The sequence below is a fragment of the Gordonia sp. KTR9 genome (assembly GCF_000143885.2).
GTDB lineage: Bacteria > Actinomycetota > Actinomycetes > Mycobacteriales > Mycobacteriaceae > Gordonia.
Genome location: NC_018581.1, coordinates 3,054,157 through 3,074,407 on the forward strand (window position 1 = coordinate 3,054,157; position 20,251 = coordinate 3,074,407).

General features: G+C 67.6%; 21 protein-coding genes, 1 tRNA gene and 1 pseudogene. 13 read left to right on the plus strand and 10 right to left on the minus strand.

What is annotated here, in order from left to right; all coding sequences use genetic code 11:
• Window positions 1–34: 34 nt before the first annotated feature.
• The gene (gene poxB, locus KTR9_RS14605) at window positions 35–1,771 is read left to right on the plus strand and encodes a ubiquinone-dependent pyruvate dehydrogenase (protein WP_014927007.1); all 1,737 of its coding nucleotides are present in this window, start codon (window positions 35–37) and stop codon (window positions 1,769–1,771) included.
• Here the strand turns inward: poxB and KTR9_RS14610 are convergent.
• The gene (locus KTR9_RS14610; RefSeq protein ID WP_014927008.1) at window positions 1,768–2,418 is read right to left on the minus strand and encodes an MBL fold metallo-hydrolase; all 651 of its coding nucleotides are present in this window, start codon (window positions 2,416–2,418) and stop codon (window positions 1,768–1,770) included. The genes poxB and KTR9_RS14610 overlap by 4 nt on opposite strands.
• Before the next feature lie 143 nt (window positions 2,419–2,561).
• Here KTR9_RS14610 and KTR9_RS14615 point away from each other — a divergent pair, with 143 nt between their 5' ends.
• Together KTR9_RS14615 and KTR9_RS14620 are read left to right on the plus strand one after the other, a co-directional pair.
• The gene (locus tag KTR9_RS14615; protein WP_014927009.1) at window positions 2,562–3,821 is read left to right on the plus strand and encodes an oxygenase MpaB family protein; all 1,260 of its coding nucleotides are present in this window, start codon (window positions 2,562–2,564) and stop codon (window positions 3,819–3,821) included.
• Window positions 3,822–3,884: 63 nt separating this feature from the next.
• A complete protein-coding gene (locus KTR9_RS14620; RefSeq protein WP_044506775.1) occupies window positions 3,885–4,934 on the plus strand; it encodes a fused (3R)-hydroxyacyl-ACP dehydratase subunits HadA/HadB in 1,050 nt (349 codons plus the stop codon).
• 9 nt (window positions 4,935–4,943) lie between these two features.
• Here KTR9_RS14620 and KTR9_RS14625 read toward each other — a convergent pair whose 3' ends face one another.
• Together KTR9_RS14625 and KTR9_RS14630 are read right to left on the minus strand one after the other, a co-directional pair.
• Window positions 4,944–5,420 (minus strand): hypothetical protein, encoded by a 477-nt coding sequence (locus KTR9_RS14625; RefSeq protein ID WP_014927012.1) that lies wholly within the window; start codon window positions 5,418–5,420, stop codon window positions 4,944–4,946.
• 96 nt (window positions 5,421–5,516) lie between these two features.
• The gene (locus tag KTR9_RS14630) at window positions 5,517–5,942 is read right to left on the minus strand and encodes a nitroreductase family deazaflavin-dependent oxidoreductase (protein WP_035717879.1); all 426 of its coding nucleotides are present in this window, start codon (window positions 5,940–5,942) and stop codon (window positions 5,517–5,519) included.
• Between the two features lie 120 nt (window positions 5,943–6,062).
• Here KTR9_RS14630 and KTR9_RS14635 point away from each other — a divergent pair, with 120 nt between their 5' ends.
• The gene (locus KTR9_RS14635) at window positions 6,063–6,566 is read left to right on the plus strand and encodes a methylated-DNA--[protein]-cysteine S-methyltransferase (RefSeq protein ID WP_044506778.1); all 504 of its coding nucleotides are present in this window, start codon (window positions 6,063–6,065) and stop codon (window positions 6,564–6,566) included.
• Between the two features lie 9 nt (window positions 6,567–6,575).
• Here KTR9_RS14635 and KTR9_RS14640 read toward each other — a convergent pair whose 3' ends face one another.
• Window positions 6,576–7,490: an alpha/beta fold hydrolase gene (locus tag KTR9_RS14640; protein ID WP_014927014.1), complete on the minus strand. Its 915-nt coding sequence runs from the start codon at window positions 7,488–7,490 to the stop codon at window positions 6,576–6,578.
• A gap of 369 nt (window positions 7,491–7,859) precedes the next feature.
• Between KTR9_RS14640 and KTR9_RS14645 the strand changes: the two genes are divergently transcribed.
• From KTR9_RS14645 to KTR9_RS14685, 9 genes and pseudogenes are all read left to right on the plus strand, one after another.
• Window positions 7,860–8,429: a recombinase family protein gene (locus KTR9_RS14645; protein WP_014927015.1), complete on the plus strand. Its 570-nt coding sequence runs from the start codon at window positions 7,860–7,862 to the stop codon at window positions 8,427–8,429.
• Complete coding sequence (locus tag KTR9_RS14650; RefSeq protein WP_010843775.1) at window positions 8,426–8,728, plus strand: hypothetical protein; 303 nt, start codon at window positions 8,426–8,428, stop codon at window positions 8,726–8,728. The genes KTR9_RS14645 and KTR9_RS14650 overlap by 4 nt, the downstream gene beginning before the upstream one ends.
• A 289-nt stretch (window positions 8,729–9,017) precedes the next feature.
• Window positions 9,018–9,437, plus strand: coding sequence for a chorismate mutase family protein (locus KTR9_RS14655; protein ID WP_014927016.1), 420 nt, complete (start codon window positions 9,018–9,020; stop codon window positions 9,435–9,437).
• A 1-nt stretch (window position 9,438) separates the two neighbouring features.
• On the plus strand, window positions 9,439–11,562 hold the full coding sequence (gene pabB / locus KTR9_RS14660; RefSeq protein ID WP_014927017.1) for an aminodeoxychorismate synthase component I: 2,124 nt from the start codon (window positions 9,439–9,441) through the stop codon (window positions 11,560–11,562).
• A complete protein-coding gene (locus KTR9_RS14665; RefSeq protein ID WP_014927018.1) occupies window positions 11,559–12,452 on the plus strand; it encodes a prephenate dehydrogenase dimerization domain-containing protein in 894 nt (297 codons plus the stop codon). The genes pabB and KTR9_RS14665 overlap by 4 nt, the downstream gene beginning before the upstream one ends.
• Entirely contained in the window at window positions 12,449–13,390 is a 942-nt protein-coding gene (locus KTR9_RS14670) for a diiron oxygenase (RefSeq protein ID WP_014927019.1), read from the plus strand. The genes KTR9_RS14665 and KTR9_RS14670 overlap by 4 nt, the downstream gene beginning before the upstream one ends.
• A gap of 23 nt (window positions 13,391–13,413) precedes the next feature.
• On the plus strand, window positions 13,414–13,887 hold the full coding sequence (locus KTR9_RS14675; RefSeq protein WP_010843770.1) for a GNAT family N-acetyltransferase: 474 nt from the start codon (window positions 13,414–13,416) through the stop codon (window positions 13,885–13,887).
• A 38-nt stretch (window positions 13,888–13,925) separates the two neighbouring features.
• Window positions 13,926–15,014, plus strand: a complete 1,089-nt coding sequence (locus KTR9_RS14680) for an ATP-binding protein (RefSeq protein ID WP_014927020.1) — start codon at window positions 13,926–13,928, stop codon at window positions 15,012–15,014.
• A 182-nt stretch (window positions 15,015–15,196) separates the two neighbouring features.
• Window positions 15,197–15,929 (plus strand): annotated as a pseudogene (locus KTR9_RS14685) (dienelactone hydrolase family protein).
• A 14-nt stretch (window positions 15,930–15,943) separates the two neighbouring features.
• Here KTR9_RS14685 and KTR9_RS14690 read toward each other — a convergent pair.
• The 6 genes from KTR9_RS14690 to KTR9_RS14715 all read right to left on the minus strand — a co-directional run bounded on the left by KTR9_RS14690 (window position 15,944) and on the right by KTR9_RS14715 (window position 20,249).
• A complete protein-coding gene (locus tag KTR9_RS14690; RefSeq protein ID WP_014927022.1) occupies window positions 15,944–16,420 on the minus strand; it encodes a DUF6389 family protein in 477 nt (158 codons plus the stop codon).
• A gap of 143 nt (window positions 16,421–16,563) precedes the next feature.
• Window positions 16,564–16,637: transfer RNA gene (locus KTR9_RS14695), tRNA-Pro, on the minus strand.
• Between the two features lie 149 nt (window positions 16,638–16,786).
• The gene (locus KTR9_RS14700) at window positions 16,787–17,050 is read right to left on the minus strand and encodes a membrane protein (protein WP_044506782.1); all 264 of its coding nucleotides are present in this window, start codon (window positions 17,048–17,050) and stop codon (window positions 16,787–16,789) included.
• A 117-nt stretch (window positions 17,051–17,167) separates the two neighbouring features.
• The gene (gene der / locus KTR9_RS14705) at window positions 17,168–18,607 is read right to left on the minus strand and encodes a ribosome biogenesis GTPase Der (RefSeq protein WP_010844811.1); all 1,440 of its coding nucleotides are present in this window, start codon (window positions 18,605–18,607) and stop codon (window positions 17,168–17,170) included.
• On the minus strand, window positions 18,604–19,317 hold the full coding sequence (gene cmk, locus KTR9_RS14710; RefSeq protein WP_014927024.1) for a (d)CMP kinase: 714 nt from the start codon (window positions 19,315–19,317) through the stop codon (window positions 18,604–18,606). The genes der and cmk overlap by 4 nt, the downstream gene beginning before the upstream one ends.
• Window positions 19,314–20,249: a pseudouridine synthase gene (locus KTR9_RS14715; protein WP_014927025.1), complete on the minus strand. Its 936-nt coding sequence runs from the start codon at window positions 20,247–20,249 to the stop codon at window positions 19,314–19,316. Before KTR9_RS14715 ends, cmk begins: the two co-directional genes overlap by 4 nt.
• Window positions 20,250–20,251 lie beyond the last annotated feature (2 nt).

Below are 20,251 nucleotides of genomic sequence, written 5' to 3' on the forward strand. Positions count from 1 at the left end.
TCGGGTCACACCGACCCCGACCGAACGGATCGCCATGTCGACCACAGTCGCGGAGAGGATCGTCGAGGAGCTCGACCGTGCGGGAGTGCGGCGCGTCCACGGGCTACCAGGCGATTCGCTCAACGGTTTCGCCGATGCCCTGCGCAGGAACGACACCATCTCGTGGCGGCATGTCCGGCACGAGGAGTCGGCGGCCTTCGCCGCGTCCGCGGAAGCCGCCCTCACCGGTGAACTCGCGGTGTGCGTGGGAAGTTGCGGGCCCGGCAATCTGCATCTGATCAACGGACTGTTCGACGCACACCGCAGTCGTGTTCCGGTCCTCGCGATCGCCGCGCACATCCCCGCGACCGAGATCGGCACCGGCTACTTCCAGGAAACGCACCCCGAGCAGCTGTTCCGGGAATGCAGTGCCTTCTGCGAGATGGTCAGCACTCCCGAGCAGATGCCGCGCCTGCTCGACATCGCGCTGCGCACCGCCGTCGAGAAGCAGGACGTCGCGGTGCTCGTCATCCCGGGCGAGACCTTCCTCGCGCCGTGCCCGAAGCGACGAGCGGGCGCCCCCATCCGCCACATCCCGCGCGTCACACGTCCCACCGACGGCGAGATCGCGCGTGCCGCTGCCACTCTCAATGCCGCCGAGCGGGTGACCATTCTCGCCGGCGCCGGGGTGAAGGATTCCCACGACGAGGTCGTCGAGCTGGCGCGGGTCCTGCAGGCCCCCATCGTGCATGCGCTGCGCGGCAAGGAGTTCATCGAGTACGACAACCCTTACGACGTGGGAATGACCGGGCTGCTGGGCTTCTCGTCGGGGTATCGCGCGATCGAGAAGTGCGACACCCTGCTCATGCTCGGCACCGACTTCCCGTACGAACAGTTCTATCCCTCGAAGGCGACGATCATCCAGGTCGACATCCGCGGTGAGCAGATCGGCCGACGCTGTCCCGTCGACCTGCCACTCGTCGGTGACGTCGGCGACACCGTCCGAGCGCTTCTGCCGTCGATCACCACCGGCCGCGACTCCGAACACCTGTCGACCTCGCTGGCCCACTACGCCACGGCGCGGCGCCGCCTCGACGACCTCGCCGACAACGACCGCAATCGGGCACCGATCCACCCGCAGTACCTGGCCCGCCTGATCAGCGAGAAGGCCAGTGACGACGCAGTGTTCATCCCCGACGTCGGTTCACCGGTGGTCTGGGCGGCTCGCTACCTCGCGATGAACGGGGCCCGCCGCCTGATCGGTTCGTTCACCCATGGCTCGATGGCCAACGCGGTGTCCCAGGCCATCGGTGCGCAGACCGCCTTTCCCGACCGCCAGGTCATCGCGCTCGCCGGCGACGGCGGGCTGGCGATGCTGCTCGGCGAGTTGCTCACCATCACGCAGAACCGGCTGCCGGTGAAGATCGTCGTCTTCGACAACTCGTCCCTGAACTTCGTCGAGGTCGAGATGAAGGCCGCCGGATTCGTCAATTACGGAACCGATCTGGAGAACCCGGACTTCGCCGCGCTGGCGGAGTCGGTCGGCATCCGAGGCCGCCGGGTCGAGCAGCCCGACGATCTCGCCGACGCGGTCGACGAGTTCCTCGCCCACGACGGTCCGGCCCTGCTCGACGTCGTCACCGCCCGGCAGGAGCTGTCCATTCCGCCGGCGATCACCGCCGCCCAGGCGAAGGGGTTCACGCTGTACGCCCTGCGAACCGTGCTGTCGGGACGTGGCGACGAACTGGTCGACCTCGCCGAGACCAACCTGTTCCGACGTCTGTTCGACTAGGCCTGCCGGTCGACGGCCGCCCGCACACCGAGGGCGGCCTCCGCGACATCCGCGCTCCACGTCGACGCGTCGACCCGGTGAACGGCGGAGTCACCCGCATAGGCACTGGAGATGACGACGTCCGGATCGAGCGTTCCCAGGAGTTCCAGACTCGCCTCGAGCTGGTCCGCGTCGCTGATACCCGGTAGGTATCCGGCGGTCCATCGCCCCGAGGCGTTGCGGTAGAGAGTGTCCCCGGTGAACAGGTACCGGTCGCCGTCGGCGCCTGTCGCGAGGTAGCTCGTGCTCCCCGGGGAATGGCCGGGTGTCGGGATCACCTCGACCCCGTTGTCGTCGATGTGCCGGTCCGCGACGGCAACCCCGATCCGAGCGTGGCCGCCGATCCGGTTCGCTTCGGCGGCCGGCGCGTGCAGCGTCGCCCCGAAGCGTTCGGAGATCGCGCCCAGCTGCGGCCCGGCCTCGTCCTGATGCGACAGGTACTGGTGATCGATTCCTCCGAGCCGCTCGAAGTCGTCGAACTCGGCGTCGGAGGCAACCGAGTAGAAAAGGACGTTCCGGTTCGACGTCCACAGGTAGGCATGTGTGGTCAGTCCGGGAAACGGACTGTCGCTGATGGTTTCCCACAGGTCGGCGAGAACGCGGCGCATCGGTGTCTCCTCGAGTCGGTCGGTATGTCCACCCACGGTGCAACTTCATGTCCGCTTGAAGTCAACGTCCACGACCGCCCGTGCACGAGTCCGCCACCGGGTGATACACATATGAAGATCCGTCTCACCTGTTTGGAGTTCACGTGTCCACTTCGCTGTCGTCCGACGCTCCCGCGTTTCCCACCGCGGTCGGCTATGAGTCCGCGATGGCGAACCGGCGCCTCCGACGCGCCCGGGCGCTGGTCCGCCGCGCCACCGGGAAGGACCTCTTCCCGGAGCAGGAGAACCTGCGCACCTTCGCCGCAGACATGTTCCGCACCGATCCGGTCGCCGAACGGTTCGTCGACGAGGTCTACGGCACGATCGGCGGCGACGCGGCCCGAGCGCTCCTCGACCAAGCACTCACCGACGGCCTCGACAGCATCGACGATCCCCCGCCGGCGCTGGTCGAGTTGTTCGAGGAGTTCGAGGCCGTGCCCGACTGGGTCGACCCCGAGCTGATCGCCGAGGGCGAGGCCATCTGGCGTCGGTGGGGTACCGGCCTGTTCAGTGTCGCCGGCGGGATCACCCTGGAGATGTACACCGAAGCCGCTGTGGCGAAGCCGCTGTCACTGGCCGGCGGTTACGCGGGAGACAACGCGTTGCGCAGGTTTCTGGAGACCTCGCGCTTCTGGATCGACGTCTCGCAACCCGGGGCGTTGCTCACGCCGGGGTCGCAGGGTCGCGCGACGGCCATGCGGGTGCGCGTCATGCACGTGTGGGTTCGTCGCACGGTCGCCGACCACCCGGAATGGGATCGGCATCGCTGGGGCGACCCGATCAGCCAGTCGTATCAATTGCTGACCCTGCTCGGCGGCAGCGTGGTTCCGGCAATGGCCCTGTGGCTGACCGGAGTACAGACGACGCCCCGTGAGATCCGGGTCCTGCTGCACTACCAGCGCTACCTCGGCCACCTGCTGGGTGTACGCACCCAGTGGTACCCCGAGACCATCGCCGACTCGCTGCGATTGCTGGCGTTCGTCACCTCGACCCGCAGCTACGACGCCGGGGACGACGGCGCCGAGCTCATCGAGTCGTTCCCCGCGGCGTTCGCGAAGAGCGGAGCGACCGGCCTGGAGCGACTTCGCGGCCGGTACAACGCGGCGATGTACGCGGCCTATTCGAGCATCTACATGCTGCCCACGACGCGGTTGCGCTATCGGATGCCGAGTCCGGTTCCGGGGGTGCTGGTCATCGTGCTCCGCCTGCCCGCCGTGATCGTCGTCGAGACACTCCGTCGACTGTCACCCCGATTTCGCCGGCTGCACGAGAAGTGGATGTGCCGCCACCGGGAGAACTGGCACGACTGGCAGACCTCCGGGCGTCCCGCCGAGTACGCGCACGGGAAAGGACTCCGGCGCTGACGACAGCACACCGAAGTTACTCCGGAGTTGGACACGAATGCACACACCGTTAGCCTGTTCGGGGTGACGCACACTCCGACGACCACCGCCACGACCGATGATCCCGCCGGGATCGAATCCCGCGTGGGTCATTACTACGTCCTCGACGGCTCGTACCAGGTCGGGCGAGAGAAGGTTCGCGAGTACGCACGCGCGGTCCAGGACTATCACGGCGCCCATTGGGAGCCCGAAGCCGCTGCGGCACTGGGTTATCCGGGACTCGTCACACCGTTGACCTTCACCTCCATCCCGGCCATGGCGGCGAACCGGGAGCTCTTCGAGAAGGTCATCGTCGGATATGACACCTACGTGCAGACCGAGCAGGTCTTCGAGCAGCACCGTCCGATCGTCGCCGGGGACGAGCTGACCACCGACGTCGAGCTGACCAGTGTTCGGCGGATCGCGGGTAAAGACCTCATCACCGTGACCAACACCATGACCGACGCCGCGGGCGAGCGAGTGCACACGATGCACACCACGGTCGTCGGCGTGACCGCCGACGAGGTCGACCCGGAGTTGAGCAGAGCGGTTCGCAAGGTGATGATGCACGACGTCAACATCTTCAGCCACGACGAGTCCGCGCAACGATACGTGAAGACGGTTCGTCCCGACGGCGACATCCGGGCCGCCGATGACACCGGCCGGACGTCGGGAGCCCGCAACTTCGACGAATTGAGCGTCGGCGACGAGCTGCCGGCGCACACCTTCCGGCTGTCCCGCGGCGATCTCGTGAACTACGGCGGTGTCGCAGGCGACGCCAATCCCATCCACTGGGACGAGACGAGCGCGAAGCTGGCGGGCCTGCCCGATGTGATTGCGCACGGCATGCTGACCATGGGCCTCGGGGCCGCCTTCGTGTCCTCGTGGTCTGGTGACCCGGGCGCCGTCACCCGCTACGCGGTCCGCCTGTCCCAGCCCGCTGTCGTCTCGGGCGCCGAAGGCGGCGAGATCGAATACAGCGGTCGCATCAAGTCGCTCGATCCGGAGACCCGAACGGGCGTCGTCATCGTGGTGGCGAAGTCGGGTGGTCGCAAGATCTTCGGTCTCGCGACCATGACCATCCGCTTCAAGTGACTGTCAGGGTCAGTACTCCCCTTTGATGACGAAGTACGATCCACGGATGACGCCGGCGAGCTTCGATTTCTGCCTTGCGAACTTGAACCTGGACTCCAGCTCCGCCGGAACGTCCATACCGTCGGAGAGCTTGAACCCGACGGCCCGCTTCCCGGCCGGGTCGATGCTGTACATGACGTTGACGGCCAGGCCCGACTCGTAGAACACATACGACATACGGAGCCTGGCGTCGTCCGGGCCCACCTCGAAGTCGCTGACCTCGAGCGCGGGCGAGCTGATGGTGATGTCCCGCTCGTTCGCCAGGATCGTGGTCACCCGATCGAGGATGTCGGGCGCATCCGACGCCGGGACGACAGTGAAGTCGTGCCCGTACTTCGTCTTGTAGTACCGGGCCTCGTTGGCCCGTAGACCGGCCAGCGCCTCCGACACGGGTGAACTCTCGAGTCCCGCGGTGGAGACATCTTTGAAGTCGACGACGTGGCCCATGGCACTTCCTTCCCGAACACTGCGTGAGACAGAGTAGAGCCCCCGACCACCGTCGGGGGCTCCATCGGTTCAGCGCGGCTCAGTCCAGCGCGATTCTCATTCGAGGACGAACACCGGGATCTGCCGGTCGGTCTTGGTCTGGTACTCCGCGTAGGGAGGGTAGGCCGCGACAGCGAGCTCCCACCAGTGGTCACGCTCCTCGCCGTCACTCAGCTCACGAGCGGTCAGTTCCTTCACCTCGGTGCCGTCCTGAGCGGTGACCTGAGGATTCGCCTTCACGTTGTGGTACCAGGCCGGATGCTCGGGAGCGCCGCCCTTCGAGGCGACCATCAGGTACTTGCCGTTCTCTTCGACGCGCATCAGCGGGACGTAGCGCTTCTTGCCCGACTTGGCGCCGGTGGTCGTGAACAGGACGATCGGGCGGTCCATCACTGTCACACCGTCGGTGGTGCCCTGCTCGAGGATCTTCTCGGTCTGCTCGCGGACCCAGCCTTCAGGACTCAACTCTGCATTAGCACTCATGGTGGGCAGAACACCACGACCGCCCCGGATATTCCGCGTGCCGACGTGCTCCTCACCGTCCGATGTCCTGGCCCTCCGCTACTGTGGCGACACCCGACCCCTGATCGCGAGTCTCCACCGATGCCCTCACCACGCCGTGCTCTCCTGCCGACGCCGGTCGGCACCGTGGCCGTCGACAGCAACGGCTCCGCCATCGTGCGCGTGGCCTGGCGGGTCGGCACCGACACAGCGACCGACATCGACACCACCGATGCGGTTCTCGCCGAAGCGATCCGACAACTCCGGGCCTACTTCACCGGCGAGCTCACCGACTTCGATCTGCCTGTCGACCTCGACGGGATGTCGGACGCCGCGCGTGCAGTCCTGACGACGCTGCATCGGGAGGTCACCCACGGCGACACCGTCACCTACGGGGAGTTGGCGGCGATGACCTGCACACGGGTCTCCGCGCGTGGCGTCGGGACCATCATGGGCATCAATCCGGTACCGCTGATCGTCCCCTGCCATCGCGTGATCGCGGGTGACGGTCTCGGCGGCTACTCGGGAGGCACGACCGGTCAGGGTCTGGCGACCAAGCGCTGGTTGCTCGAGTTCGAAGGCGCTCTCCCGCCGACACTGTTCTGACGTCGAGCGTCACGTTCGCGACGCCCCGGACAGATGGTCGACGACCAGCGACTGCAGCCTTGGAGCGTCCTGGCCGAGCCACAACGACAGGTGCGTTCCTTCGTCGACGGCTTCGAGGCGAGCATCGGGCAGCGTCTGCGCCGCGTGGACACTCTGATCGAACGGGACGTCGGCGTCGGTTCGGGCGTGTATCGCCAGCACGGGTGCGCTCACCTCCGCGAGCGGTAGGTCGAAGTCACGGAATTGGTCGAAGTCGTTGTCGAAGCCCGCTTTTCGCGACCCCGACACGGTGTCGAACAGATCGATCGCCAGCGTGCGCTGGTCGTCATCGGCGATGATCTCCGCGGTGAGCGCCCTGATCTGCGCACGCGACAGGTCTCCCTCACCGGACAGGAGTGTCGAGATGGCCGTGGACGGCGCCTTCGACACGAGCGTGGTCGCCAGCCACTGACCGAAACGGCTGAAGAGGAGTTTCTCCTCGGATAGTTCGAGTCGTCCGCGCAGGCTGCTCCGCGGGTCGAAACGAGTGCTGACCGCGGCGACGGCGACCATCGATGCGACCCGCTCCGGCACCGCGGCAGCCAGCGAGTACGCGGCGGGTCCACCACCGGACCAGCACATCAGCGCGAAACGCTCGACCCCGAGTGCATCCAGGGTGGCCGCGGCCAGCTCACCCTGCGCTGCCGGGGCGCGCGTGTCATGACCGAGGGGCGTGCCCAGGTAACCGGGCCGCGAGATCGCGATGACACGGTGCGACCCGGCGAGGAAACGAGTCATCAGAACACCCTGGTCACAGCCACCCGGCGACCCGTGCAGGAACACCAGCGGCGGTCCCGTCCCGACGTCGATGCACTCGACCGGCCCGGCCGGCGTCTCGATCAGCCGCGATCCGGTCGCATGGCCGTCGGAGTGTGTGAGTCCCATGAACCTGCCTCCACCGTCGACGTCGGGTGGTGCGACGGTAGCGCCGGTGCGGGCCGTTCGCGGCGGAAGCGGACGAAACCCCTGTGAACAGATGGTGTCGGCGCGCTTTACATCTATGCCATCCGTCCCGAAAACAAGGGCGATGTGCACGATCACCGCCGACCGCGGCCTTCCACCCGCCTCGCCGGTAGTCTCAGATTATTTCGAGACGCTATATGAGACTTCTGAGAGATCCTCAGCCAGATTCCCCGCGAGATCCGCCTCGGTTCATACACACAGTCTCGAAAACGCAGCGCGCCGTGGCGCGGTATTTCGATACTTTTGAGATACGCTGCCCCGGTGACAGCAGATGCAACAGAGTCGTCGGGGATGGCCCTCGGCTATGCCCGCGAAACAGCCGGCGCCCACCCACTCGCGCCGCAGATCGATGCACTCACCGACGCCGGCGTCGATCCCACACGCATCTACACCGACGCGAGCGACCGATCCGCACCTTCCGGCCACCGGCCCGGGATGGCCGCACTTCTCGACTACGCACGTGCCGGAGACATCACGGTGGTGGTCGGTATCGATCGCCTGGGCCGCACCGTGCACGAGGTCATGGAGATCGCCAACCAGATGACCGGGCGTCGTATCGGACTGCGCTCGTTACGCGAGGGCATCGACACCGCCGACCCGGCCGGAGCGATGCTCGTCGCAGTCTTGGCGTCGTTGGCCGAACTCGACGACGCGGGACCGCGGTCGGACCGTTCGACTCCGAGGACGCTGCGCGGGTCGACGTCGACCATCGGTCGTCCGCGCGCGCTCGACGCCGACCAGGTGGCGCGCGCCGAGCAGATGCGCGCGCGAGGGGTCTCCGTACCGAAGATCGCGCAGGAGCTCGGGGTCAGTCGCGCAACCCTGTATCGTACGCTTGCCGAAAGGCGTTCGGTCCGTTGAAGAATCCTGATTCCGACCTGCCCGAGCTCGATATCGTGACCGAACACGGCGTCGTCACGCGGTTGCCCACGTCGTTTCCGATCTACGACGCCGAACTCGACGAGCACCTCGACCCGGACCTGTTCCAGCAGGGTTTTCTCGATGCCGCTGCCGATCTCGATGCCCTCCCGGCGCCCTGGGCGCGACAACTCGCGTCGTCCACGCTCGCCTGCCCGCCCCATCCCGATGACGAGGAGCCGAGCTACACCCGCGGCTATCGCGCCGCCCTGTACGGGCACCTGCGGCACGCCGGAAAGTGAGTGCTGCAAAGGATTCGGCGGTTCACACTGCCCGGAAGGCCGGACTTGCCGCAATCGAACCGGTGCCCGGCAACGGATCTCGCCGCGGTGACGTATCGGTCGTTGGTGAATCGTGATCAGGTGGTGACGTCAACGCCTTCGCGATCTCGCGGTCGGTGCGACCATGGACCGAGGCGGGGTTGGGGTTCGCCGACGCGAACCCAGGCGCAGTACCCACGGGGCGGCGCCGCATTTCGGGGCGGTTCAAGCCGGCGGGCCGCACATTCGGACACTTCTAGGTGGTCGCGCCGTGAACCAATCGACGAACATCGACGGGCGAGTGCTGGGTGAGAACGAGCTCAGCGAACGCGAACTCGAAGCACTGCGAACGGAATTGGACGGGATCGACGATCGATTGCTCGAAGACGTGCGCGCCCGGCTCGAGGTGTGTACCCGCATCGCGCAACTCAAACGGCGACACGCCATTGCCGTGATGCAACCGCACCGCGTCGGAGCTGTGCACGAGCACGCCCACCGGTTCGCCGTCGATCATGACCTGTCCCCGGATTTCCTGCACGCCCTCTACGACCTGATGATCTCGGAGACCTGCCGCGTCGAGGACCTCATCGTGGCGGCCGAGCAACCACGGCCGAACCGCGGTTCGGCGCGACAGGCGAACCCGGATCGGGCCCCCGTCCAGCGCACGTCCGCCGACTCGAGCGCGGAGTGAGGTGGCCGCGGTGCGCACATTGCTGATCGACAACTACGATTCGTTCACCTACAACCTGTACGCGCTGTTGACCGAGGTCAACGGCCAGGAGCCGGTCGTCGTCGCCAACGACGTGCCGTGGGCGTCGGTCGACCTCACGGCTGTCGACAACGTGGTGGTCTCCCCCGGCCCGGGTCGACCGGACTACGTCCGCGACTTCGGGATCAGCGCAACGGCTCTGACCGACAGCGGGCTGCCCGTACTCGGTGTGTGTTTGGGACACCAGGGCCTGTGCCATGTGTTCGGCAGTCCCGTGGTGCGGGCCCCGGAGCCACGACACGGGCGGGTCAGCGCGGTGCACCACGACGGCCGGGGCCTCTTCGCGGGGCTGCCGTCCCCGTTCCGGGCGGTGAGATATCACTCGCTCGCGGTGATGGATGTCCCCGACGTGTTGGAGGAGCAGGCGTGGTCGGACGACGGCGTCCTGATGGCGGTGCACCACCGGGATCTGCCGATGTGGGGGGTGCAATTCCATCCGGAGTCGATCTGCAGCGAGTACGGCCGGGAACTGCTGGCGAACTTTGCCGCAGCGACACCGCTGCGTACGAACCGGCGAGCGACGGGCGTGGCGGTGAGAACGTCGCCGACGACAGGATCTGTTCCCGCAGAGCATATGCCGTCGACGAAGCACGAACACCGCTATCGGGTGCGGTCGGTGCGCGTCGACCGGACCGTGGATGCGCAAGCGCTGTATGAGCGATTGTTCGCCGACGGACCGAACAGCTACTGGCTCGACGGATCGGCGGCCGACGACGAGGACGGCAGATTCTCCGTCATGGGCGACTGCTCGGGACCGCACGCCGAGTATGTGACCTACCGTGTGCCGGAAATGACCGTGCGAGTGCAACATTCGAACGGCACGGTCGAGGTGGTCCGCAGCACCTTCTTCGACTATCTCGGCGCGCAGGTGCGGGAGCGCTCGGTGGCGCCGCGGTCGGATCTGCCGTCGGGGTTCTGTCTCGGTTATGTCGGCTACCTCGGTTACGAACTCAAGGCGGACACCGGTGGACAGTTGGCTCATGCGTCCGAGCAGGCCGATGCCGCGCTGGTGTTCGCGGACCGCGCGGTGGTGATCGATCACGAGGGCGGGTGCGTGTACGTACTGGCACTCGAACCGGTCGAGAATCTCGACAGACCGGATCCCGACACGACTCGATGGTTGCGCGAGACGGCGTCGACCATCCGGGAGTTGCCGCCCCCACTCCCCCGATCGACGACTCCCCCGCTGGTCCCGGTTCCACATGAGGTGCCGATCGTGTTCCGGCACAACCACGAGACGTACCTGAGGCTCGTCGAGGACTGCCTGGCGGAGATCCGGTCCGGGGAGTCCTACGAGGTGTGCCTGACGAACTCGGCCACCGTGCACCGCACCCTCGACCCCGTGTCCGGGTATTCGTGCCTCCGCGAGATCAGCCCGATGCCCTACAGTGCGTTGCTGCAGTTCTCGGGGCTGTCGGTGCTCAGCGCGTCGCCGGAACGCTTCCTGAAGGTCGCCGCGGACCGCACGGTGGAGTCGAAACCGATCAAGGGCACCCGGCCTCGGTCGGCGAATCCGCTGGAGGACCAGGAATTCCGATGCGCGCTGCGAGCGAGCGAGAAGGACCGGTCGGAGAACCTGATGATCGTCGACCTCGTCCGCAACGACCTCTCGCGCGTCTGTGAGCCGGGCTCGGTGCACGTGCCGTCCCTGTTCGACATCGAGACCTACGCACCGGTGCATCAGATGGTGTCGACGGTGCGTGGGACGCTACGCGAGGGGCTGTCGGCGGTCGACTGTGTGCGGGCGGCGTTTCCGGGCGGTTCGATGACCGGGGCGCCGAAGATCCGCACGATGGAGATCATCGACAAGCTCGAGGCCGGTCCGCGGGGGGTGTACTCGGGCGCGATCGGCTACTTCTCGCTGACGGGAACCGCCGATCTGTCGATCGTGATCCGCACGATGGTCGCCACCGATTCCGAGGTGACGTTCGGGGTCGGCGGTGCGATCGTCGCGCTGTCGGATCCGGACGAGGAGTTCGAGGAGACGATGGTCAAGGCGCTGACCATGCGACGCTGCCTGTCCGTTGCCGACGAAAGCGGGCCATGACCGGATCGACCGCCCCCGAGGCGCGGTCGGTGGTCGTGGCCGGCGGTGCGGGAGCGGTGGGGGCGATGTTCGCGGATCGGTGGCGCGCGGACGGCGCCGACGTGTACGTCCTGGACGCCGCGTTCGGGGACGACATCAGGTCTCCCGGCCCGGAGGCGGAGGCGCGGATGCGCGAGGCCGACATCGTGGTCCTCGCGGTACCGGAGTATGTGGCGCTGGCGGCGGTGGGGACGGTCCGGCCCTTGCTGCGTTCGACGGCGCTGCTGGTGGAGACGCTGTCGGTGAAGTCGCGGTTCTCGGCGGCTGTCGCCCGTCTCGACGGGGTCGACGTCGACGCGGGCGGGCCGATCGTCGGGGTGAATCCGATGTTCGCGCCGTCCCTCGGACTACCCGGCCGTGCGGTCGCGGTCGTCGTCCATCGGGGCGGGCCGGGCGCGGACCTTCTGCTCGACGACCTGGCACGGTGGGGCGCCAGGACGGAGCTCACCACCGCGGACCGGCACGACCGCCTGTGTGCGGCGGTGCAGGCCCTCACCCACGCGACCATCCTGTCGTTCGGGTGCGCGCTGGCCGACCTCGGCGTAGACGCCGACGAGACCGCGACGCTGGCAACCCCTCCGTTCACGACGATGTCGGCGATGCTGGCTCGGATCACCGGTGGGACACCAGAGGTGTACCGGGACGTGCAGAGATCGAACCCGTGCGCGCCTGCGGCGCGAGATGCGCTGGCGCGGGCCGTGTCCCGGGTGTCGGCCGCCTGCGACGATGACGATGACACCGCCGGCACCGAGTTCACGGCGCTGCTCGCCCGGGCCGGTGCATCGCTGGGCGACCGCGGGGACGGATACGCGGAGATGTGTGCCCGACTGTTCGACGGAATGGCATCGTGACCGGCGAGCTGCCCGACCACGACGCCTCCGATCCGGTGGAGACGGCGGTGATCCGCGGGCTGGTCCGCAGCTGGCCGCGCCGTGCGACGGTACGGCGCACCGAACCCGAACTCGACGGACCCACGATGGACGACGTCTTCGACGACGCCTGTTCCGACTATCCCGATTCGATGCTCCCGTTCGACGGGCATCCGGGCTGGGATCGGCTCGACGAGGACATCCGGTCCAGGGTCCGCGCGTGGGCCTGGATCGCCTACAACAAGAACGTCGTCGACATCGAGCAAGACGTGGTGACACCCGGTTTCGGACTGCTGTTCCGGGATGCGTTCGGCACGGGGTTCTCGGATGCGGGCCGGGCGGCGGTGGTGCAGTCGATGGTCGACGAGGAGTACCACACGCTGATGCACCTGAACGCGTCCGCGCTGACCCGCCGGCGGCGCGGCTGGGCGCTGCCGGACGCGGCGCTGCCCGAGTCGTTGACGGTGCGCCGACACCGAGAGGCGCTCGCGCGGGCGGAGTCGGCGCGAGCCGCGGCTCTGACGACCCTGGCGTACGCGACGGTCGCCGAGACCTCCATCGGCGACTACCTGACCCTCATCGCCGACGACCGGACCATTCAGCCGGTACACCAGGCCACCGTCGCCCTGCATCGCCGCGACGAGCGCGCGCACGGCTCGGTCGCCGGTGAGATGATCGGTCTGGTCCACGACCGGCTGGACCCAGACGATCGGATCATCCTGGCGCGCGCCCTGCGTGACGGTGTCGATGCGTTCACTTCCACCGATGGGTCCCTGTGGTCGGCGATCGTCGACGCCGAGCGAATCCCGGACGGCGACACGATTCTCCGCGATGTCGCCGAGGACCCCGATCGCCGTCGAGTCCTGCAGGACTGCAGCGCAGTCGACCGTCTCCTCGCCCGGTTCGGCCGGATCGGCTGAGTGCGCACCGCTACCGTGGGATCGTGAACGTCCACAACCGCGCCCGACTGGCGACGACGGCAGACGCAGCGACGATCGCCGATCTGCTGGATGAGTTCAATCGCGAGTTCGACGAGCCGTCGCCCGGGCCGGTGGCGCTGGCACGCCGTCTGCACGAGTTGCTCTCCGGTGCTTCTACTTTCGCCGTCGTCGCCGGCGCTCCGATCGTGTCGCTGGGACTGGTCACCATCCGCACCAACGTCTGGGTCGAGGGCGGCATCGCGCTGCTCGACGAGATGTACACGACACCCGCCGAACGGAGCCGCGGACTCGGCAGTGCCGTTCTCACCGCTGCCGTCGCCGAGGCGACACGGCGGGGCGCCGGTGAGTTCGAGATCGAGGTCGACGAACCCGACGTCGACGCACACCGCTTCTACGCCAGGCACGGATTCCCGATGCGCGACCCCGCCACCGGCGACCGGGCTTTCGTACTGCGCAAAGAGCTGTCCACCCCGTAAGTCCGATGAGATGCCGCTCGTGCCAGTAAGGTACGGGCGTGGTTCAGCTGACAGTGGGAAGCCATCGCGACAACGCGACGACCGACGTCCTCCTCGCAGCGGAGAAGTTCAACCGCCACACCTTCTGGTGCGGCCAGAGCGGATCCGGAAAGACCTACGCGCTCGGGGTGGTGCTCGAGCAGCTGTTGCTGCGCACCCGACTCCCCTTGCTCATCCTCGACCCGAACGCCGATTTCACGCGTTTGCCGGAGACACGAGGCACCACCGACCCCGCAACGGCCGACGCGATCGCGGCCGCCGACATCCGGGTGCTCCATTCCACCCGGCGCGACGGACCGCAGTTGCGGACACGTTTTCTCGCCCTGCCCCTCGCCGCGAAGGCCGCGGTCCTGCAGCTGGATCCGATCGCCGACGCCGACGAGTACAACGTCCTGCTACACGCCGACGCCACGCTCACCGAGACGTCGGACCAGACCACCTACCTCGAGGCCCTCCGCCGTTCCGACGACCCCGGACACCAACGGCTGGCCAAGCGGATCGAGAATCTCCAGGTTCTCGACTGGGCACTGTGGGCGCGGGGTGGCGTCGCAGCCACCGACATCGTCGACGAGCGACCGCAGGCGACCGTGCTCGACCTGGGCGGCTTCGCCCACCCGGCGGAACCGAAGGTGGCCGCTCTCAGTGTGCTCGAGCACCTGTGGGAACGCCGCGACGAACGACGGCCCGTCCTCATCGTGATCGACGAAGCCCACAACATCTGTCCGCCGCTGGCCACGAGCGCGGTGGAACAGGCACTGATCGATCGCGTCGTGCAGATCGCCGCCGAGGGACGCAAATTCGGCCTCTGGCTCCTGCTGTCGACGCAACGACCCACCAAGATCCATCCCAATGTCCTGTCCCAGTGCGACAACCTGTGCCTGATGCGGATGAACGCCCCGCGGGATCTCGCCGAACTCGCCGACACCTTCGGCTTCGTCCCCGAGCACCTGCTCGCGGAGTCCCCCGGATTCCGCCAGGGCGAGGCGCTCTTCGCGGGCGGGTTCATCACGGCCCCCACCTACACCCAGATGGGTGCCCGGATCACCGAAGAGGGCGGTGCCGACGTCGCGGTGCCGCTGGGTGTCTAGCGCCGACGACAATCCGGCGTGGCGGCAGGTCGACCGCTGCTAGTGTGTTCACCGTCCGTGCGACAGACCGAGGAGGCGATACCCATGAACGATTCGACGTGGGCGCTCCCCTGCGGAGTCACGGTCGGGCGATAGGTCGTCCGGGGAGCGCCGTATGAGCGCACTCCCCGAAAGGCACGACCATGCACTTCACCTCTGAGACCCACCTCGTCGACGGCGTCGTCGAACGGAACTTCGTCCTCGGCGACATCCCGGGCACCCTGTGGACGCCCGCCACGACCTCGTCACCCGTTCCGCTGATCCTGCTCGGCCACCCCGGCGGCCTTCAGCAGATGTATCCACGGCTGTCCGCCCGGGCGCGGCGGGCAGTGACCGACGGCTTCGCCGCGGCGACGATCGAAACTCCCGGCGGCGGTGACCGACCGACGTCGATCGCTGCCGAACACGCCCGTGCCGACCTCCGTCGAACGCTGCACGCCGGCCTTGAGGTTCAGCGCCGACATCGTCGACCGGCTCGTCCTGCCCCTGGTCGAGCAGTCGGTCCCGGAATGGCAGACGGCGATGGACCAACTCCTCGCACTGCCCGACATCGATGGGCCGGTGGGCTATTCCGGGGGCGTCATCTCCGTCGGCGTCCGGCTCGCCGTGACCGAACCCCGGATCGCGGCCGCCGTGCTGTTCGCGGGGAGCTTCATCCCGCGAGCGATTCTCGACGAGGCCCGACGCGTCACGATCCCCCTGCACGTGCTGCTGCAATGGGAGGACGAACACAATGACCGGCAGGCCGCGCTGGACCTCTTCGACGCCTTCGGTTCGACGGAGAAAAGCCTCCACGCGAACATGGGTGGACACACCGGCGTCCCGACGTACGCGGGTGACGCCGCCGCCGGATTCTTCGTCCGACATCTGAGCTGATCGGGCGCCGAGCGTCAGCCCCGTGGACCTGTTCCGTCCCGGTCGGCGCTCGGCCCCAGCGGCCGTCGGTCGAGCGTTCCTGCGGCCGAACCGATCTCCCAGTCCACCGGCCCACTCGGGACAAGCGCGTCGAGCCACGTCGCGACGACATCGACGATCGTTTCCTCCAGGTCGTCGCGCGACCATCCCCGCGGTCGCGACGGCACCGCCGGTTCCCAGCCGAGTTCCCCCCATTCGACGCCGAACAGCCGTCGCTCGTCGTCGAATCGCCGGTCCAGTTCGAACGCGTCCGCACCCTCGAATCGTGCCCAGACATCGAACGGACCTTCGCCGTCTTGGTCGACGAACACATCGATCATCACACCGTCGACCGTCACGCCGCCGGCGACGTCGGACGCCGCCGCGCCGAGGCGTTCCAACGTTGCTGCGACATCTACGGATCGCGTCGCAAGGATGTGTGCAAGGCTGCGTCGGTACTCGGCTGCGTCCACGCCACGAGCGTATGTGGGTCGCCGCCTGCGCACCGCATCGCGCAGTGCGACCTGCCGGCGCATACGCCGACCCGGGAACGGGAGGACCGTCGGTCGCCGCGAAAGAAAAAACCCTGATGAGCGACGCTCATCAGGGTTCTCTGTCGGGCTGACAGGATTTGAACCTGCGACCACTTGACCCCCAGTCAAGTGCGCTACCAAACTGCGCCACAGCCCGTTGCTCCCGCCGAAGCGGAGCGATATAAAGCCTAGCCGACGAGCACGGTCCCGAACCAATCGGCTGGTCAGGGGCCGTTTCGAGGCTTCCCGGTCAGGTGTCGCGAAACGGTGCGATCGGCGCACCGATCCGCGACATCTGCTTGCGGCCTAGACCGTCGAACGCTTCTTGAACCAGATCCACCCGGCGGTCACCAGGACCGCGCCCACGAGGGAGCCGATGATGCCGCTGGGACGGAGTTCGAGTCCGTCGCCGGAGAGCAGACTGATGAGCAATCCGCCGAGGAAGGAACCCACGAGTCCGGCGACCAGGGCGAGACCCCAGTCGACGGTTCGCAGGTTCTTGCCGCCGAGGAGGATCTGCGCGAGGGCGCCGATGACCATGCCGAAAACGATGATTGCCAAGATGAGCACGAGACACCCTAGCCCACAACGCGTGTCATACACCACAGATCCGCCAGAGCTGGACACGTCCACCACCTGAGCGGTGGAGGAACTGTCCAGCCGTGGTGGACCTGACGGCGCCGCGGGTCAGCGCTTGCGGCGTTGCTCCCGCTTGTCGCGGACGCGGACGTTGATCCGAACCGGCGAGCCGTCGAAGTTGAACTCCTCACGCAGCCGCCGCTCGAGGAATCGGCGGTAGCCCGCCTCGAGGAAGCCGGTGGTGAACAGCACGAAGGTCGGCGGCCGGACCGAGGCCTGGGTCGCGAACATTACGCGCGGCTGCCGGCCACCGCGCAGCGGCGGCGGGTTGGCGGCGATGACGTCCTTGAGCCAGTTGTTCAGCGGGCCGGTCGAGATGCGCTTGTCCCACGACTCGAGCGCTGATTCCAGCGCGGGCACCAGCTTCTGGACGGCCCGGCCGGTCGACGCCGAGATGTTCACCCGCCGCGCCCAGGGCACACGAGCGAGCTCGCGGTCGATCTCCTTGTCCAGCTGATACCGACGATCCTCGTCGACCAGATCCCACTTGTTGAACGCGATCACGAGCGCGCGGCCGCTCTCGATGATGAGCGACAGCACGCGCAGGTCCTGTTCGGTGATCGGTTCCGACGCGTCGATCAGCAGGACCGCCACCTCGGCCGCGTCGAGCGCCGACCGCGTCCGCAGCGACGCGTAGTACTCGTGACCGCTCGCGGTCCGCACCTTGCGTCGCAGACCGGCGGTGTCGACGAAATTCCAGGTCTTGCCGCCGAGTTCGACGAGTTCGTCGACCGGGTCGACGGTCGTGCCGGCCACGTTGTCGACCACCGAACGCTCGCTACCGGTCAGCTTGTTCAGCAGCGAACTCTTGCCGACGTTCGGTTTGCCCACGAGCGCGACCCGACGAGGACCGCCGAGAGTCGGTGCCTCCCGGGGGGTCTCGGGCAGCTTGTCCAGGATGATGTCGAGCAGGTCGCCGGCGCCGCGGCCGTGCGCGGCCGACACCGGGTACGGCTCGCCGAGCCCCAGCGACCACAGCGAGGCGGTGTCGGACTCCAGACGTTCGCTGTCGACCTTGTTGGCACACAGGATGACCGGGGTCTTCGAGCGCCGCAGCACCCGTGCGACAGCTTCGTCGGTCGCGGTCGCGCCGACCGTGGCGTCGACCACGACGACGATGGCGTCGGCAGTGCGCATGGCCAGTTCGGCCTGGGCGGCGACGGCCTGTTGCAGGCCCTTGGCGTCCGGCTCCCAGCCGCCGGTGTCGACGACGGTGAACCGCCGGCCCGACCACGACGCCGCATACGACACGCGGTCACGGGTCACGCCGGGGATGTCCTCGACCACGGCTTCCCGACGGCCCAGGATGCGGTTGACGAGCGTCGACTTGCCCACGTTGGGCCGTCCGACGATCGCCACCACCGGCATGTGCTCGACGCCGGACGCGTCGTCGGCGCCCCCGACATCGGTCAGCTGCCAGTCGGTTTCGTCCGACCACGTGCCGTCGCCGGGCAGCGCCGTGAGATCGTCCGAGTAGTTGTCGCTCACCGTTCCACAGCTCCGATCCGGGTCTCCACGAGGCCGCTCAGTTCGTCGAGCACCTCGTCGAGGGTTTTGTCACTGGTGTCGACGAGAGTCGCGTCGTCGGCCGCACGCAGCGGCGACACCTTGCGCGTCGAGTCGAGATGGTCGCGCCGGTTGACACTCGCCAGCACCGCCTCGTAGTCGCTGTCGCGTCCGCCGGCCAGGTTCTGCTTGTGCCGCCGCTCGGCGCGCGCCTCGGGCGTCGCGGTCAGGAAGATCTTGACGTCCGCCTCGGGGAACACCACCGTGCCGATGTCGCGGCCCTCGACGACGACGAACCGTCCTTGCGCATTCTGCTGTTGCAGCGCAACCAGTTTCGTGCGCACCTCGGGTACCGCCGACACCGCGGACACGGCGCTCGTGACGTGCTCGGTCCGGATGGGACCGGAGACGTCGCGACCGTCGAGAAACACCTTGGCACCGTCTCCGTCCGGTATTAGCGCGATGTCGACGCCGGCCGCGACGCGGGCGATCCCGGCTGGATCGTCCAGCGCCACACCGGCATCGAGAACAGCGAGCGTCACCGCCCGGTACATCGCACCGGTGTCGAGGTAGCTGGCCCCGACCTTGGCCGCGAGTAGTTTCGAGACCGACGACTTACCGGTACCCGCCGGACCGTCGATGGCGACGACATGCGTGGTTCCGCCGGCAGACGAGGACACCCCGTCAGTCACAGGCCGACCGCCTTGTACAGGCCACCGACCTCGTCGCTGCCCAGGACGCGCAGGCTGCCCGGGCGCTGCTCGCCCAGTGCCACCGAACCGACATGTGTGCGAACCAGTTTGACGACCGGGTAACCGACCTCGTCCATCATGCGACGCACCACGCGATTGCGGCCCTCGTGCAGAGTGATCCGCACCAGCGACTGCCCCTCGTGGACCTCGATCACGGTGAACTTGTCGACCGTCACCGGGCCGTCGTCGAGGTCGACGCCCTCGCGCATGCGTCGCGCGATCCCGCGCGGGACCTCGCCCTTGAGTGTTGCGAGGTAGGTCTTGGGCACCTCGAAGGACGGGTGCATCAACCGGTGCGCGAGTTCGCCGTCGTTGGTCAGCAGCAGCAGACCCTCGGTGTCGGCGTCGAGGCGACCGACGTGGAACAGTCGCTGGCCCGCCATGACCCGCTCGGCGATCACGTCACCGACGCTGGGACGGCCCTGGTCGTCCGACATCGTCGACTGCCAGCCCTTGGGCTTGTTGAACGCCAGGTACTGACGGGTCTCGTCCATGATCACGCGGGCGCCGTCCACGCGGATGATCGCGGTGTCGGGGTTGATACGCATACCTTGCTCGGTGACGATCTCGCCGTCGACCTCGACACGACCGGCCGCGATCATCTCCTCGGCGCCGCGTCGTGACGCCACGCCGGCCTGGGCGAGCACCTTCTGCAACCGAACGCCGTCCTCGACGTAGTTGGCGCCGGAGCCGTGAGTGTCATCGGCGGGCGTCTGGTGGCGCGCCGGCTTTGCGTTGTTCAGCCGGATCTTGCCCACTTCGACGTTCGGCTTCGACGACCCCTTGCGGTGGGTCTTCTTGGTTCGCGGCTGTTGTGCGGGCGCGCCCTTGCGGCGGTTTCCCGGTGAGCCATCTCGGCCAGCGGATGCCATGT